General features: G+C 47.9%; 12 protein-coding genes and 1 pseudogene. 5 read left to right on the top strand and 8 right to left on the bottom strand.

Annotated features, from left to right (window positions below):
- Positions 1-45 precede the first annotated feature (45 nt).
- Both BLR65_RS07230 and BLR65_RS07225 read left to right on the top strand, forming a co-directional pair.
- A complete protein-coding gene (locus tag BLR65_RS07230; protein ID WP_093793520.1) occupies positions 46-1,449 on the top strand; it encodes a YfcC family protein in 1,404 nt (467 codons plus the stop codon).
- Positions 1,450-1,470: 21 nt separating this feature from the next.
- The gene (locus tag BLR65_RS07225; RefSeq protein WP_169716968.1) at positions 1,471-2,634 is read left to right on the top strand and encodes a M20 family metallopeptidase; all 1,164 of its coding nucleotides are present in this window, start codon (positions 1,471-1,473) and stop codon (positions 2,632-2,634) included.
- Positions 2,635-2,703: 69 nt separating this feature from the next.
- On the opposite strand, the gene BLR65_RS07220 is transcribed toward BLR65_RS07225, so the two are convergent.
- From BLR65_RS07220 to BLR65_RS07210, 3 genes are read right to left on the bottom strand one after another with little or no spacing between them, the layout of a single operon-like run.
- Entirely contained in the window at positions 2,704-3,414 is a 711-nt protein-coding gene (locus tag BLR65_RS07220) for a LutC/YkgG family protein (protein ID WP_093793519.1), read from the bottom strand.
- Between the two features lie 8 nt (positions 3,415-3,422).
- Positions 3,423-4,835 (bottom strand): LutB/LldF family L-lactate oxidation iron-sulfur protein, encoded by a 1,413-nt coding sequence (locus BLR65_RS07215; protein WP_211285217.1) that lies wholly within the window; start codon positions 4,833-4,835, stop codon positions 3,423-3,425.
- Positions 4,832-5,560, bottom strand: a complete 729-nt coding sequence (locus tag BLR65_RS07210) for a (Fe-S)-binding protein (protein ID WP_093793518.1) — start codon at positions 5,558-5,560, stop codon at positions 4,832-4,834. The genes BLR65_RS07215 and BLR65_RS07210 overlap by 4 nt, the downstream gene beginning before the upstream one ends.
- A gap of 142 nt (positions 5,561-5,702) precedes the next feature.
- Between BLR65_RS07210 and BLR65_RS07205 the strand changes: the two genes are divergently transcribed.
- Positions 5,703-7,334: an L-lactate permease gene (locus tag BLR65_RS07205; RefSeq protein WP_093793517.1), complete on the top strand. Its 1,632-nt coding sequence runs from the start codon at positions 5,703-5,705 to the stop codon at positions 7,332-7,334.
- Positions 7,335-7,697: 363 nt separating this feature from the next.
- Here BLR65_RS07205 and BLR65_RS07200 read toward each other — a convergent pair whose 3' ends face one another.
- Together BLR65_RS07200 and BLR65_RS07195 are read right to left on the bottom strand one after the other, a co-directional pair.
- On the bottom strand, positions 7,698-8,063 hold the full coding sequence (locus BLR65_RS07200) for a VOC family protein (protein ID WP_093793516.1): 366 nt from the start codon (positions 8,061-8,063) through the stop codon (positions 7,698-7,700).
- A 30-nt stretch (positions 8,064-8,093) separates the two neighbouring features.
- Positions 8,094-8,828 (bottom strand): MBL fold metallo-hydrolase, encoded by a 735-nt coding sequence (locus BLR65_RS07195; RefSeq protein WP_093793515.1) that lies wholly within the window; start codon positions 8,826-8,828, stop codon positions 8,094-8,096.
- Between the two features lie 322 nt (positions 8,829-9,150).
- Between BLR65_RS07195 and BLR65_RS07185 the strand changes: the two genes are divergently transcribed.
- Entirely contained in the window at positions 9,151-10,617 is a 1,467-nt protein-coding gene (locus BLR65_RS07185; protein WP_093793513.1) for a DASS family sodium-coupled anion symporter, read from the top strand.
- A gap of 146 nt (positions 10,618-10,763) precedes the next feature.
- Here the strand turns inward: BLR65_RS07185 and BLR65_RS07180 are convergent, their stop codons facing one another.
- Positions 10,764-11,558, bottom strand: coding sequence for a DUF3794 domain-containing protein (locus BLR65_RS07180; RefSeq protein WP_093793512.1), 795 nt, complete (start codon positions 11,556-11,558; stop codon positions 10,764-10,766).
- Positions 11,559-11,780: 222 nt separating this feature from the next.
- Here BLR65_RS07180 and BLR65_RS07175 point away from each other — a divergent pair.
- Positions 11,781-12,774 (top strand): annotated as a pseudogene (locus tag BLR65_RS07175) (SLC13 family permease).
- Positions 12,775-12,792: 18 nt separating this feature from the next.
- Here the strand turns inward: BLR65_RS07175 and BLR65_RS07170 are convergent.
- Entirely contained in the window at positions 12,793-14,136 is a 1,344-nt protein-coding gene (locus tag BLR65_RS07170) for a UbiD family decarboxylase (RefSeq protein ID WP_093793511.1), read from the bottom strand.
- 53 nt (positions 14,137-14,189) lie between these two features.
- Positions 14,190-16,202, bottom strand: coding sequence for a methyl-accepting chemotaxis protein (locus tag BLR65_RS07165; RefSeq protein ID WP_143122521.1), 2,013 nt, complete (start codon positions 16,200-16,202; stop codon positions 14,190-14,192).
- Positions 16,203-16,292 lie beyond the last annotated feature (90 nt).

Raw genomic sequence — 16,292 nt, 5'->3', positions numbered from 1 at the left:
GACCCTGCTGCTTGCGGGGAGATTACATAACTAGGAGGAAACAACGTGCAAAAAAAGGCAGAAGAAATTCGTGTGCCACATACATTTGCTATTATATTTACCATCATCCTGTTAGTTGCGGCTGCTACTTGGTTTGTGCCTGGCGGTGAATTTGACCGGGCAAAAAACCAAGCCGGAAAAACAATCGTTGTTGCCAACACCTATCATCAGGTAGAAAGCAAGCCTCAAGGGATTAAGGAAGTCTTTATGTCGCCGTTAAAAGGTATGGAAAAGGCGGCAAATATCGCCGGTTTTATTCTCATTGTCGGCGGTGCTTTTGCTGTTATTCAGAAAACGGGCGCAATTGACGCGGGAATCATGAAAATGATCCGTACCTTAAAGGGCAAAGAAATTTTACTCATTCCCATTACCATGACCATGTTTTCCATCGGCGGCGCTGTTTTTGGTATGTCGGAAGAAACCATTCCGTTTGTCGGCATCTTTGTGCCGATGGCCTTATTAATGGGGTATGACCGGATAACCGGCATGTGCATGCCGTTTCTGGCGGCGACAACCGGTTTTTCCGGGGCTATGCTTAATCCTTTTACCGTCGGCATTGCCCAAAGCATTTCGGAACTGCCGGCCTTTTCCGGAATTGAGTATCGCACCGTCGTTTGGGTTATAAGCACAATCATCGCGATACTCTTTGTTATGTGGTATGCTAAACGGGTAAAGGCTAATCCTGAGTTGAGCCCAACCTATGAAGAGGATCAGGTTACCCGGGCAAAATTACAGCATCTGCAGGAAAGCGAAGCAACGCTGACAACAGGACAACAGTGGGTGCTGGCTTTGCTGGTAGGCGGTATGGCCCTCATCGTTTTCGGTGTTTTAAAGTGGGAATGGTATATTGATGAAATTGCCGCGGTCTTTCTGGGTATGGGAATTTTAGCCGGGATAGCCGTCAGAATGGGCACTAATGATATCGCCGAAGCTTTTATCAGTGGCGCTAAGGATTTGGTAAGCACCGCCATTATTGTCGGCCTAGCCCGCGCCATTGTTGTCATAGCGACCGACGGCAAGATTATTGATACCATTTTAAACGCCATGGCCGCGCCCCTTGCCGGTCTGCCGGCATTAGTCTCCGGGTACGCCATGCTTGTCGTCCAGGTAATCATTAACTTTTTTGTCAGTTCCGGTACCGGACAAGCGGCATTAACCATTCCGATCATGTCTTCGCTGGGTGATTTAGTCGGGATAACCAGGCAGACCACAGTGCTTATTTACCAATTTGGCAATGGTTTTACCGACATGATTTTCCCTACTTCCAGCGTGCTGATGGGTTGCCTGGGCATGGCCGGTATTCCCTGGTCGAAATGGGCCAGATGGGTATTGCCGCTGCAGGTGGTTTTCTTTATTATGTGTCTACTGGCAATCACACCTGCCATTTTAATAAAATGGGGTCCGTTCTAGGACAAGCAAGGAGCTGATAATGTGAAAAATCAAATCATGCAAGAACTCGATCATGTGCAAGACGCCTTATTTTCCCTCAGTGACTCAATCGGCCGCAATCCAGAACTCGGAACGCAGGAAGTTCAGTCCGCCGCCAAACTTACCGGATTACTTAGGGAACACGGCTTTACCATTGCCATGAATATTTGCGGCTATCAAACAGCATTTAAGGCTGTTTACGATTCAGGTAAACCGGGCCCGGCAATCGCTTTCCTGGCTGAATATGACGCCTTGCCGGAAATTGGCCACGGTTGCGGCCATAATATGATTGGGGCCATGGCGGTCGGCGCCGGCATTGGTCTTAGCAAGGTACTCGCCGATATTGGCGGCAAAATTATGGTTTTGGGAACACCGGCGGAAGAAACCATGGGTGCTAAAGTAATTATGGCCCGTGATGGCATACTTGCGGATGTAGATGCAGCCCTCATTGTTCACCCCCATAATAAAACTCATGCCAGCGGCGTATCCTTGGCCATGGATGCGCTGCAGTTTGAATTCCGGGGACAAACCAGCCATGCCGCGTCCGCCCCGGAAAAGGGAATTAATGCCCTTGACGCCGTTATTCAAACTTTCAATGCCATAAATGCCTTGCGTCAGCATGTCCCGTCAGACGTGCGGATTCACGGCATTATTACCAAAGGCGGCGTAGCCGCCAATGTTGTGCCAGACTATGCGGTCGCCCAATTTTACGTCCGGGCAAGAAAACGTAAAACACTTGATCAAGTAGCTGAAAAAGTAAAAAACTGTGCCCGGGCGGCAGCGTTGGCCACCGGTGCTACACTAACCGTCAGCAATTATGAACTCTCTTATGACGATATGAACACCAATCAAAAATTATCTGCCGCCTTCAACGCCAATCTGCTGTCAATCGGCGAAGCCGTCATCAATCCACCGCCGGCAACCTTTGGCTCGATTGATATGGGCAATATCAGCTATGTTGTCCCGGCCATTCACCCCTACGTCGGTATCGGTGATGAAACCTTAGTTGCCCATACGGCTAAAATGGCGGCAGCCACCTTTACACCAGCCGCCCATCAGGCCCTGTTGCGTGGTGCTAAGGCCATGGCCTTAACCGGCTACGATATCCTTACCAATAAAAACTTGCGGGCAGAAATGAAACAAGAATTTGAGCAAAGTTTGCAGTAGAGGTTGGGCAAACTTCTGTATGCGGAATTTATAAGGGTTGTGGTGAAAATTGATTCACCACAACCCTTTTTACTGTTCATCAATAACCACAGCCCAGACGCGAAACGGACCATGCACCCCGATCGACAAATCCATTTCAATATCGGAAGTGCGGCTGGGACCTGTAATAAAATCCACGGTGGACGGCAGATCGCCTTGCCCTCGCCGTTCTATAAGGTTTCTCATGACGACAGACATGGTAGGCACAATATCCGACTTCTTCATTACGGCAATATGGGACGGTGGCAGTAAACTCACAGACCGTCCGGAATGGGCGCCGTTGAAAAGTGCCAGTGTGCCTGTATAGCCAATGGCATAATGGGCCCAGGTAATCCCGACATCGGCCTGCTCGGCACTCGCGATCAGTTCGCGCCGGGCTTTTTCCGTATTCCAATATGTGGTTTTTACTTCCAGACGGGAAAATTCAATATAGTCAAGGAGTTGCGGATGATCCCAGACGATTGCGGTTTTCGCATTCAGCAGCTTCAGCCACAGCCGGATTTGATTGGTTGCCTCATTCCTGTCGTGCACAACTGCCACTTTACCGGTCAAAGCCTCCAGATTGGTCTTGAATAGTTCGAGTGGCTGCTCCTTTTCAAATTGTTGCTCCCGCCAAAAAGCCGGAGGGCCTGCCTCCCGCCGCGCCGGCGCTTCTGCAAGCACCTTATCCCGCCCCAGTGCGTTAGCTACTGTTTGTAAAAACAGTGTTTCCTGGGCAATATCTTCATGAATCTCTGTCATATGCTCACCTATTTCTTGCGTTTTTCCCAGCGCTCGCGGAAGGTCGTGTCGGCGGCCGCCCGCATATAGCGTGAGTTGGTCCAGTTCGAAAGCAAAGGTAATTGCGCACTAATATAGCCATTGTTGACAAGCGGCTTTTGTCCTATGGAAGCTGCTTTCATGGCAAATTTATAGGTGCCGGGCAACTTAAAAAACCGCTTCCACATACCGAAAGCAAACTTTTCAAATACATGGGTATGGCCGGCACTCACACGCCGCTGCCGCAGCTTGAACAGTAAATCCTGCAGCGGAATTTTGGCCGGACAGACGCTGGTGCAGGCGGCGCATAAAGTCGAGGCATAAGGTAGTTCACCCCAGAACTCAAAGTCATTTTCTAACAGCGGGGTAATGACCGAACCAATTGGCCCGCCATAGACCGACCCGTAAGCATGGCCGCCAATTTGCCGATATACAGGACATACGTTGAAACAGGCGCCACAGCGGATACAATGAAGAGCCTGCCGGTATTCTTCATCTGCCAGCATCCGGGAACGGCCGTTATCGACAATCACTACATGGAATTTTTCGCAGCCATCAATATCCCCCGGCCGGCGCGGGCCATTGATAACCGAAACATAGCTGGTCAGCTTCTGGCCGGTGGCGTTGCGCGGCAGCATGGACAATACGGTTTCCAGATCTTCAAAAGTCGGTACGATCCGCTCCATCCCCATCACACTGATAACAACATTAGGCAGGGCTGTTGTCAGCCGGGCATTTCCTTCATTCGTAACCAGCGTGATGGAGCCGGTTTCGGCAACAGCAAAGTTGCAGCCGGTAATACCGATATCGGCACTCATAAATTTGCCGCGTAAAACTTTACGGGCAAATGCGGTTAACGCCGGGGTTTCAGGTTCTACCTGCTCGCCGGCTACCTGCGAAAATAACTCGGCAATCTGATAGCGGTTTTTGTGGATGGCCGGCACAATAATGTGGGAAGGCGTTTCACCGGCCAGTTGCAGGATATACTCGGCCAGATCGCTCTCCACCACTTCCATGCCGGCTGCTGTCAGTGCCGGATTCAGATGAATTTCCTCTGTAACCATGGACTTGGATTTTACAATTTGTTTGGCCTGATACTGCTTGCAGAGAGCGGTAATAATCTTGCGCGCTTCCTCGGCGGTTAGGGCAAAATGAACCTGACCGCCTGCCTTTCTAACATTCTCGGTCAGGGTTTTCAGATAATAATCCAGGTGACTGATGGTATGCTGTCTGATAAGCCTGGTCTGTTCCCGCCATTCCTCCCAGTTGGGAAGTTCACGGGCGGCTTTATCCTTATTGCCGCTTAACCGGTCAACTGCTTTACGCACTGCCTGCCGCATCTGATCATCCTTTAAAGCCTTGACTGCTCTGTCCCGCAGGTGAAGTACCGGTCTTTCACTCACGTTCTCATCCCCTCATCTAAGAGTTCGGCAATATGTATTACCCGCACATTGGCCTGTTGTTTTTTCAGCCTGCCGTCAATATTCATCAGGCAGCTTAAATCCACACCAACAAGTACATCGGCTTTGGTTTCCAGAATATTTCTCGCTTTTTCATCCACCATAGCTTCCGATATTTCGGGCAACTTCACCGAAAATGTTCCGCCAAAACCACAGCAAGCCTCTTCGTGCGCCAAAGGTACATAATCAATGTCTTTTACGTTTTTCAGCAGAGTGCGGACATATTGATCCGTGTTTAAGAACCGGCGGGCATGACAACTGGAATGATAGGTCACCCTGTGCGGAAACCTTGCTCCCACATCCTCTTTTTTTAGCACTTTAACCACAAATTCACTAAACTCGTAAATTTTAGCGATTAAATCCTTGGCTTGCCGGTATTGCGCGGCGTTGTGTTCAAATAAAAGCGGATAATATTCTTTAACCGCAGTGATACAGGACCCGGCCGGCGCAACCACGTATTCACTGTTTTGGAAGATAGTAAGCATTTTTTCAGCAATTGGCCGGGCATCTTCCCAATAACCGCTGCTAAGTGCCGGCTGACCACAGCAGGTTTGCGCCGGGGGAAAATCCAATGTTACCCCCAGCTTCTCCAACACCCGCACCATCGCTTCCCCGACATGGGGATACAAACTGTCACAAATGCAAGTAATAAATATGGATGCTTTCATTTCCTGGGACCTCCAACATATAAAGTGAGATCGCTGCAATCATATATAGTTTGCGCAGCTTATCCAGCATTATCCTGAGTTTTTTTTATCCTGATGGTGAATAATAGAAACGGATAATTTGAAGGCTCAGGAGGGTTATATCATGACATGGACGCAGGAATATGTCCCATTAGCCAGTACTTTCTTATCGGCCTTGGCGGCAGCCATTCCGATCATTATCATTTTTTATTTATTGGCTATCCGCCGTTCCCCCGGGCAAGTTGCCGGCATAACCGCACTGATCGCTGCTTTTCTGGTGGCTGTGCTTATCTATAAAATGCCTGTAAGTACCGCTTTCCTATCTGCCTTGATGGGAATCGCCTACGGTATTTTTCCCATCTTTTGGATTGTACTGACTGCCATCTTTATCTATAACATGACGGTGGAAACAGGAAAATTTGACATACTTAAAAACTCGATCGCCACGATCACAGATGACCGTCGCCTACAGGCCCTGCTTATCGCCTTCGCCTTTGGTGCCTTTTTGGAAGGCGCGGCGGGCTTTGGCACACCTGTGGCCATATCTGCCGGCATGCTGGTAGGACTTGGCTTCAATCCGTTATATGCGGCCGGCCTTTGCCTGATTGCCAATACCGCACCGGTTGCCTTTGGCGGTATTGGGATTCCCATTATCGTAGCCGGGCAGGTTACCGGTATTGATACGTTTAAAATAAGTCAGATGGTTGGCCGGCAACTGCCTTTTCTTTCGGCAATTATCCCCATTTGGCTCATTGTACTGATGTCCGGCTGGAAAGCAACCTGGGAAGTAATGCCTGCCTGTCTGCTAGCCGGTCTGTCCTTTGCCAGCGTTCAATACCTGTCGGCCAACTATCTCGGCCCTGAACTCCCGGATATTCTCTCCTCCCTCGCCGCTATTTTGTCATTAACCATTTTTCTGAATGCCTGGAAACCTGCCACTATTTGGCGCTTTCCCGGCGAACAAGCCAGCAAAGCTAAAGCCACCACCCTCCCCGCCTATTCGGCCGGAGAACTGATTACCGCCTGGGCACCCTTTATCATTTTGACGGTTATGGTTATTTTATGGGGACTAAAACCGGTTAAGGCTATCCTTGACGCCCCCACGCTATCTATCTACGTTCCCGGCCTGCATAATGCCGTAACGCAGGTTGCCCCCATTGTCAAAGCACCGACACCCATGTCGGCCGTATATAAAATCAACTGGTTAAGTGCCGCCGGCACAGCGTTATTTATTGCCAGTATTCTGTCGGCGATGGTATTGGGCATCGGCCCCGGACAGTTTTTCAGCATTCTTGGCAAAACCTTTAAGCAATTAACCAAACCCCTTATTACCATCCCGGCCGTTCTTGGCCTTGCCTATATTATGAATTACTCGGGAATGAGCTCAAGCCTGGGACTGTTTTTAGCAGGCACTGGATCATTTTTCCCCTTTTTCTCCGCCTGGCTTGGCTGGCTGGGGGTATTTTTAACAGGATCAGATACGTCGGCCAATGCCCTGTTCGGTAACCTTCAGTCTGTTACCGCTCAGCAAGTAGGCGTTGACCCCACTTTAACGGTTGCCGCCAATTCCTCCGGCGGCGTAACCGGCAAAATGATTTCCCCGCAAAGTATTGTCGTAGCAACTGCTGCTACCGGCCTGGTTGGCAAAGAAGGCGATTTATTCAGCTTTACCGTCATGCATTCCATTATTCTGGCTATTATCGTGGGAATCATGACCTATTTGCAAGCCTACATATTATCCTGGATGATTCCCTGACATAAGGCTTGTGCCAAGTCGTTCCGGACGCCGCTAGAAGCCGCCTGTACCTCTTTAGGGAGTATAGGCGTGCTTACCTATTACCAGGAAATGGCCATATTTTCTGGCAATGCAAAAAATCAGGCCCAGCCTAAAAATAGGCTGGGCCTGATTTTCTCTATCTTAAATTCAGGACAGCATGGGTAATTCTCGCACCATCTGCTCAAAAAAAATCTATAGAAAGAGGTTCGATGATGTTGTTGCCCTGCAAAAAACAATTTGGTCAAAACAAAAACTGGATCCTTGAACACATCAAGAGTCCGGTTTTTGATCCTGCCCAGACATATCGCTGCCTGTTAGCGTTTCCTTTTGGCAAAAGTACTATCAGAATCTCTCAGGAATGACTTCCAGCCAATAGCCGTCCGGATCGGAAATAAAATAGATGCCCATTTCTTTGTTTTCGTAGCAGATACAGCCCATGGCTTTATGATGATTGTATGCTTTCTCAAAGTCGGGAGTCGTAAAAGCTAGATGAAACTCATTCTCGCCCAGGTTATAGGCTTCCTTACGCCCCTTAATCCAGGTCAATTCCAGTTTATGCGGCGTCTGCCCATCACCCAGGTAAACAATTGTAAAATTAGGCTTTTCAATGCGCCTGGTTTCCGTCAGTTGCAAAGCCTCTTTATAAAAAACCATACTTTTTTCCAGGTTTAATACATTGATGTTGTTGTGCGCAAATTTAAAATCCACAGAGCTTCACTCCTTTATATAATATATTAGTTATCCTGGTCGTTTTTGTGATCCGCTTTGCCACATTTTTTTTAGAAAGGCCTGGATATCCTGGCGGACTACCACGCCATGGCCGGTGCAGAAAAATTCCGGCCGATATTCCAGCAATCTGCCCAGCCCCAGCATAAATCTGTCCAATCCCGGCTCACCGGCTGCTGCCTGCCCGGCAACATAATCGCATGAACCTTGTTTGATCAAGTTGCTGTTCGTAACTAATTCGCCTTGAGGTAAGCTTTCGCCAAAATAGCAAAAAAAATCGCCGACAAATAACGCCCCTGACAGCTGATCATAAATAGCGACCGAACCCGGCGAGTGGGTGTTGACCAACACGATTTCTAAGCCGTCAACCCCTTCGGCGGCAAACGTAAATTCCCCGGGGAGCGGCACATAAGTCATAAACTCGGCAGCCAACTGCGCCGGCAACATAGGTTTATCGGCAGGATGAACATACTTTCTGGCCTTGTTGAATAAAGCCGCCCCCTCGGCATGATCATGATGCCCATGGGTTAGCAGTACATCTGTTACCCGGTCGGGAGTGATCCTTATTCTAGCCAGTGCATCGACAATGGCAGATTGATATTCCGGCAAGCCGGCATCAATAAGAATAAGCTGTCCGCTGCGCCGCAAAACATAGCAATTTGTATATGACCGTACATCCCAGGTATGTGTGTCTTCTACAGCAATCACATAGGCCCCTGCCGTCAATTGGGACAGTAAATAATTCATGATCTTCCCAGCCTTTCAAACAGACAATACTTTATCATTCCTGCTATTACTCTTATTATAGCCGGTATTATTTTCCTGGCAAGCCAGTTTTTCAAAAATAGACAATTCCGCCAAAATACCGGTAAAAAAATAACGGTGACAGGCATCGTTAACCTGCAGGAAAATAAACTTGCTAGGAGAATACCCTTAGTAAAATAACCTATCATGATGTTCCATCCTACTATTGAACTGCAACGTTAACCAAGAACATAGCAAACTCCTATCTGCTTATTAGAGGCAGGTAGCACATATACAAAAAAATACAAAATAAGGAGATGGAACAATGCAAGCAGAATCTTTTTTTAAGCGCTATGGCCTGGCGCTCGGATTCCTGGTTTTATTAGGCATTCTAGCCATTCCTACACCGGAAGGGTTGCCGGTCGCAGGTCAAAGAATGCTCGCAATTTTACTATTTTCCGTTATTGTCTGGATGACTGATTCAATTTCCTATCCGGTAAGCGCTGCCGTGATTATGGGATTAATGGCATTGCTGCTGGGAACAGCACCGGATGCTGCCAAACCAACAGCCATTTTAGGAACAAGCAAAGCACTGACTATGGCCTTGGGCGGTTTTAGCAATACCGCATTCGCCCTGGTGGCCGGCGCCTTATTCTTGGCGGCTGCCATGACCCAAACCGGACTTGACAAACGGATCGCCCTAGTTGTATTGTCAAAGATCGGCGCAAAAACCAACCGCGTACTGATTGGCGTCATTCTTGTCGGTTTTACACTCAGCTTCTTCGTTCCCAGTACAACGGCCAGGGTTTCCTGCATGGTGCCTATCGTGATGGGTATTATTGCCGCGTTTGGTGTTAATCTTAAAAGCCGTTTTGCGGCAGTAATGATGATTGCAACCGCTCAGGCCGACAGTCTGTGGAATGTGGGTATTAAAACCGCGGCTGCCCAGAATATGATTGCCGTTGGATTTATCAAATCCCAGCTTGGAATTGACATTTCCTGGATTGATTGGTTTATGGCCGCTGCGCCTTTCTCAGCCATTATGTCCGTAGTTCTTTATTATGTCCTCATGAAACTTATGCCGCCTGAAACCAATGAAATTGCCGGCGGCAGTGAGGCCGTGCGACGCCTGCTTACCGAAATGGGACCCATGAAAACCTCTGAGAAAAAACTGCTGGTTATGTCCTGCATTCTTCTGTTTTTGTGGGCCACTGAACAGGTTCTTCACAAATTTGACACCTCGACAACCACTATTGTGGCAATTGCGCTTATGCTGTTGCCCGGAATTGGTGTTATGACCTGGAAGGAAGCACAACCGAAGATTAATTGGGGGACAATTATTTTGTTCGGAGTGGGAATCAGTCTGGGATCCGCCCTTCTTTCCACCAAGGCGGCTGCCTGGCTGGCAAAAGTAATTGTCAATATGATTGGCCTGCAGGCAATGCCTGCCTTAACCATTCTGGCCGTTCTGGCTGCTTTCCTGATTATTATCCATCTCGGTTTTGCCAGTGCAACTGCTTTGGCCGCAGCAATGATTCCGATCGTTATCTCTATTCTGCAAAGTGTAACAACCCCCGGCATCAACATTGTAGGCATGACCATGATCCTGCAGTATGTCGTCAGCTTCGGGTTCATCCTGCCGGTAAACGCGCCGCAAAATATGATTGCCTATGGGACAGAAACCTTTGAAGTCAAGGACTTTATCAAAACCGGTATTCCATTGACCATTATTGCTTATGTACTGATTCTCTTGCTGGGTGCCACCTATTGGAGATGGCTCGGTTTAGTATAATAGACTTTCTCTAAAAAAATCTGCCTGTATCGATCAATACACAGGCAGATTTTTTTACATTTTCAGAAAGGTTAACCTTTCTGATAAGTAAGAGCGACTAAGGCTTCTGCCGGCGTCCTGAAGGACTGACACAAGCCGCCCCTTTTCTATCCTTTAGGCTTGTAGGGCAGCGCCTGCGGCGGCGGATTTAAAAAAACTTCCCGGTCGGTCATTACCTTGACGGTAATTCCCAGCACTACCGCGACATCAAACCGGCGGGTACAGCGGCGCGGCCGTTTATGCGGCTTACAATGGTGATCATAATCATCCTCACAGCAAGGCTTGCATGGCTGTTTTTTGTAGGGCTTATGCTGGTGATGGCATTCTTCCAGATAGTCACAGCCACCACAGTCATCATAATCATCGTCACAGTCATCATAATCATCGTCACAGTCATCATAATCATCGTCACAGTCATCATAATCATCGTCACAGTCATCATAATCGTAATCGTCGTCACAATCGTCATAATCAGGGCCTTTCTTTTTATGCCAGTGAGCTCGGGTATACTCATCACAATCATAATCGACATACTCTACGATAACACTGGCATCAGCCTCCATGCCCCGCCGCGCACCCCGGATATCGGCATAAGCGGTAAAGCGGACAGGCCACACCTCCACCGCATGCACCGGCTGCCGCGGCCTACAGGCAACATACAGGGCCTTAACTTCAAATTGGCCTCTGACAACAACCTTATTAGGGATGACATCGACATCGGTAATCCGCAGTTTTTTTACAAACACATCGACAATCTGTTCAATGGCGGGTTTGTGGCGCGGCACCACCACATGCACGTCAATCGATTTCTGAACCTGTCTCTCTCCCAGCACCTGCTGAACGACAATGGTTTTCGGACCATACCCTAATGTGCATTTTTCCCAGGGCTCTATATGTGTCATACTATTCCTCCTTTCCGCATCTTATAACATATATATGCGAATGAAAGGGGGAAAGCGCCATAAAAAAGACATTGATTATTTACATTTCGGGTTTGTTTGGCGGAAACTGAGGCGACTTGGTATAGGACTAGAGATTATTGGTATTTTGCTTACTAATATGTGAATGCTAAAGTGTAGATACGGCATTATCTAAATCTCAAAAAATTTGGAGGTATGCCTGGTATGAACAGCAGCCTGCTAAAAGCGTTAATTACGATTGCCCTTGGCGCCGCACTCTGGTTTATCCCGGTACCGCAGGGACTTAAACCGGAAGCCTGGCAGCTTATGGCCATTTTTGTTGCTACTATTTTCGGCTTTATTCTTCAGCCGCTGCCAATTGGTGCCGTGGCCCTAGCAAGCGTAACGTTTACAGCCCTTGCCGGTGTCTTGAAGCCGGCTGAAGCCATCAGCGGATTTTCCAACACCACGATCTGGTTGATTGTCGCCGCCTTTTTGTTCGCCAAAGGCTTTATCAAGACAGGCCTGGGACGCCGTATTGCTTTCCTTTTGATCAAGGCCATCGGCAGCAGTACCCTTAAACTAGGATACACACTGGTACTCAGCGACCTGATTATCAGCCCGGCCACGCCGTCAAACACGGCCCGGGCCGGCGGCATTCTCTTCCCAATCGTCCGCAGTCTTTGCACGGCCTTTGGTTCCGAACCAGGCCAAAGTGCCCGCAAAGTAGGCAGCTTTCTCATGCAGACAGCCTATCAGGGCAATACCATTACCGCTCATCTGGATGGGCGCCCTTGTCGGTCTGGCTGATTATCTTTCCAAACTTGGCTTTATCCCCTGGTTTGCCAAAACCATAGCAGGCAGCATTGCCGGTATCCCCTGGCTGCAAGCCTTCCTTATCCTGACTATCGTTTACCTCTACGCCCACTACGCCTTCGCCAGCCTGACCGCTCATATTACAGCTATGTATCAGGCCTTTATCGCGGTAGCTGCGGCCGCCGGCGCTCCCCCTTACCTGGTTGCCCTGGCACTGGCGTTCATGTCCAACCTCTGCATGTCGCTTACCCACTATGCCGCCGGCCCGTCCCCCATTTACTTTGGCGCCGGCTATGTCGAACAAAGTACCTGGTGGCGGCTTGGATTTATGGTATCCGTTATGAACCTAATTATCTGGGTAGGCTTAGGTTCGATGTGGTGGAAAGTACTCGGCCTCTGGTAACTATCTATAATATTTAATCTAATCCAAAATATATTCTGTTAGATCAAGTTGGTCCTCACCGGGAATGCGGATTCGTTCAAAGCGTCCCGCTGGCGCATCAAGGGGGACGGTAGCATCAATCCCCATCTTATCACAAACACCATCGTCAGTAGATGGATCAAGCTTATTACCTGCCGCCCGCTCAACAATAAATACATCCCGCCCGGCTTGTGAACGTGTTGCAATGGCCCATTCTACATCTTCCATATTAAAAATGTCTACATCCTTATCGACCACCACAACATGTTTTATTTCATGACTGCTGCTCAAGGCCGCGAAAATAGCGTTTTTTGCTTCTCCTTCGCTTTTTTTATCGATTTTTACTACCGCATGATACCGGCATGTTCCCCCTGCGGTCAGATGAACGCCCAGAGTCGTGGGAACCGTATTTCTTATCAATTGCAGCATTCCTCCTTCCCGCGGAATAGCCCCTAACAGACAGTGCTCCATAGTTGCCGGTACGATTGTATGATAAATTGGATTCTTACGGCTTGTCATGGCAGTTAGTTCAATCACCGACTTCAAGGACGCTGGTCCGTAATATTTCGGATATTCCCCGAAAGGCCCTTCCATCTCACGAACATTAGGCAGCAGCCGTCCCTCAAGAACAATCTCTGCCTGAGCAGGAACCTCTAAATCGACCGTCTCGCATTTTACGAGTTCCAGTGGTTTGCCGTACAGTCGTGAAGCAATCGTAAATTCATCAAAACCAAGTGGCGCCAACGCTTGCGATGCCAAAAGCAGGATTGGATCAACGCCGATAGCGAGTGCAATTTCCAGCGGCTTATTCTCCGCTTCCGCTTTTTGGTAAAAATTATGCAAGTGCCGCGGGAGGATTAAGATGCCTAATCGATTAGCACCGGATACCTGTAAACGGTGTATAGAAACATTTCTGGCACCAGTTTCCGGATCTTTGGCAATGAGCAGTGCCGCTGTAATATAGGCGCCACTGTCTTTCTCATGATGAATAGGAATGGGAAGTTTGGCAAGATCCACATCAAAAGTAACAAATTCTTTTACCGGCGCATTTGCTTTGTCGACCAGAACACATTTCATAGGATTTTCCTGGGCCTGCGCGAAATGTTCCGCAACCTGGTGAACCTCCACTCCCATAGCTTTGGCTAATAGTGCGCGACTACCTCCAAATCCGGTAACCACAGGCATACTGCCGCCGGTATTAACAAATTTTAAGGCATACTTGCCGTCAGCTTTTTTCCCAAGGGCGGCAAGTTCGTGTTTTAGATCTACCTGCTTGGTTACAGTTTTTAAAATTTTTTCTTGTTCAAGAAGTGTCAACCAATCTCGCAACGAAGTACAAATCATATGAACGCTCCTCTTTGATAATAAGATCTTTTATTTTTTTATACATATGGTTACTATACCTTAAATTGTGCCACAACCGTTTGCAGTTCTTCCGCGGCCTGCGCCAATCCCTGACTAGCCGCCGAAATTTCTTCCATAGAAATTAATTGGTCCCTCGTTACCGCAGTGACGCTTTTTGCCGCTGCTGCGGTTTCCTCGCTCACCTTATTAATACTGTGCACGGACAAAACAAGTTTCTGGCTTTTTTCCGCCATTTGATCAATAGACTCGGTAATTTCACGAACCTGGAGAGATAAATTCTCAATGGCATCCACGATGACATTGAACATATCACCAGCCGATTTTGCAACATCAACCCCTGTTTTTACGCTATCACTGCTTGCTTTGGTTGCAGCAATCGCCTTTTGCATCCCTATTTCGTTTTGCTGAATAAGGTCGGTGATTTTTTGCGCCGCTTGATTGGAATCTTCCGCTAATTTGCGGACTTCCTCCGCAACTACCGCAAATCCCTTGCCGACCGTTCCCGCCCTCGCCGCTTCAATAGCCGCATTAAGTGCCAATAAATTGGTTTGTCCGGCTATTGACGAAATCAGGGTAACAATCTGGCCGATTTCCAGCGATCCCTGTGCCAGTTCGCCTATTGTCTCCTGGACAATTTCCGTTTCTTCGCGAATGGCTTGCATTTGTTCGATCGTCATATTAGTTGCTTTGCGGCCATCCTGGGAAGATTGATTGGCATTGACGGCAATTTCAGAAATTTCTTTACTTGTTGCCGCTATTTGCTGAATGTTTGCCGACATAACTTCCACGGCCGAAGTCATACCGGCAACTGCCTCCACCTGTTGATCCGATCCCTTTGTTATCGAGGCCATGGAGTCCGCCACATGACTGGATGCCGCAGTTGACTGCTGGGCATTGGCAGTCAGTTGTTCGCTGGAAGCCGCAACAACCTCGGCCTTTACCTGAACTTTCCCAATCAAATTGCGCCACTTATCGGCCATGTCCTCAAATGTTCTGGATAATTGACCGATCTCATCTTGCGAGTGCATATTCAGTTTTCTATTTCTTAAATCACCCTCGGCCAAAGCCAGTGCTTCATCTCTTATTTTGGTGATAGGACCGGCAATTTTTGCACTAATCAGGATAACGGCAGCTACGCCTAACAACAGGCAAACAACAGTTATCCCCCATAATATAAATTCCAGTGTCCTGACCTCATGATTTACTTCTTTTTCAGGGGCCGAAACGATCATGGTCCAAGTCTGGCCTCCCGGAAGTTCAATCGGGGCAAAAAAACCGATATAAGGAATGCTGCTGTCAAAATTATATATTCCATGTACCACTTTTTTGTTATCACTGGCTTCCTTAAAAAGCGCAAGCTGACGGTCGTCCAGTTCGCTAACGCCAAAGTTCCATTCCGGTTTAACCTTTTTTTCCCGTAAGTTTAATTTGCCAACAAGCTCCGGCTGCTTGGCATTTGCAATCACCATGCCGGAATAGTCGGCAATCATGCCATAACCGCTGTCCTTGAATTTAAGGTCCTGAACAATATTACTTAAGTTGGCAAGCGAAACAGTGCCTACCAATACCCCGGTCATGTTTCCGTTATTCAAAACAGGCACCGCAATCACTATGGATAACTGTCCTGAAGCCTTTAAAACCAGAGGATTCGAGATGACAATTGCTTGATTTTTGACAACTTGCTGAAAATAATCACGATCGCCAAGATATACGGATTCACCATTAAACCGTACCGAATTACCATCCATAAAAATGAAATTAAAACCGTTAAATTTGCCAATTCTTTTTTGAGCCTCAGCCATTGCCCCAACAATCCGCTGTCTGTCAGTTCCTTGCCGGATGTATGGATTGCTGGATATTTCCGACATAAACACGACCAATTCATTTATAGAAGCCTGGACCCGTTTTGTATAATCCGTACTTAACGTCGTTGCCGTTTCATTAACGCTGGCAATAAGCATTTGCTTGGAAAAATAATAACTTAACCCAGACATCGTTCCCAAAGACACAAACATGAGCAGCAAAATAAGAATTAATAAGCGCACACGAATACTGGATCTATTAATTCCAAATAAATTTTTTATAACAATCCCCTCCGGATATGCACCGACCAAAAAGGACTAAATCTTAAAATA

Source organism: Sporomusa acidovorans, assembly GCF_900101845.1.
Taxonomy (GTDB): Bacteria; Bacillota; Negativicutes; order Sporomusales; family Sporomusaceae; genus Sporomusa; species Sporomusa acidovorans.
Note: the sequence above shows the minus strand (reverse complement) of the source record. Positions and strands in the feature narration are given on the sequence as shown.

Excerpts from the sequence above, each read along its gene's own strand:
- BLR65_RS07220 (WP_093793519.1), bottom strand. The coding sequence starts at position 3,414 with ATGACAGAGATTCATGAAGATATTGCCCAGGAAACACTGTTTTTACAA.
- BLR65_RS07210 (WP_093793518.1), bottom strand. The coding sequence starts at position 5,560 with ATGAAAGCATCCATATTTATTACTTGCATTTGTGACAGTTTGTATCCC.
- BLR65_RS07205 (WP_093793517.1), top strand. The coding sequence starts at position 5,703 with ATGACATGGACGCAGGAATATGTCCCATTAGCCAGTACTTTCTTATCG.
- BLR65_RS07195 (WP_093793515.1), bottom strand. The coding sequence starts at position 8,828 with ATGAATTATTTACTGTCCCAATTGACGGCAGGGGCCTATGTGATTGCT.
- BLR65_RS07185 (WP_093793513.1), top strand. The coding sequence starts at position 9,151 with ATGCAAGCAGAATCTTTTTTTAAGCGCTATGGCCTGGCGCTCGGATTC.
- BLR65_RS07180 (WP_093793512.1), bottom strand. The coding sequence starts at position 11,558 with ATGACACATATAGAGCCCTGGGAAAAATGCACATTAGGGTATGGTCCG.
- BLR65_RS07170 (WP_093793511.1), bottom strand. The coding sequence starts at position 14,136 with ATGATTTGTACTTCGTTGCGAGATTGGTTGACACTTCTTGAACAAGAA.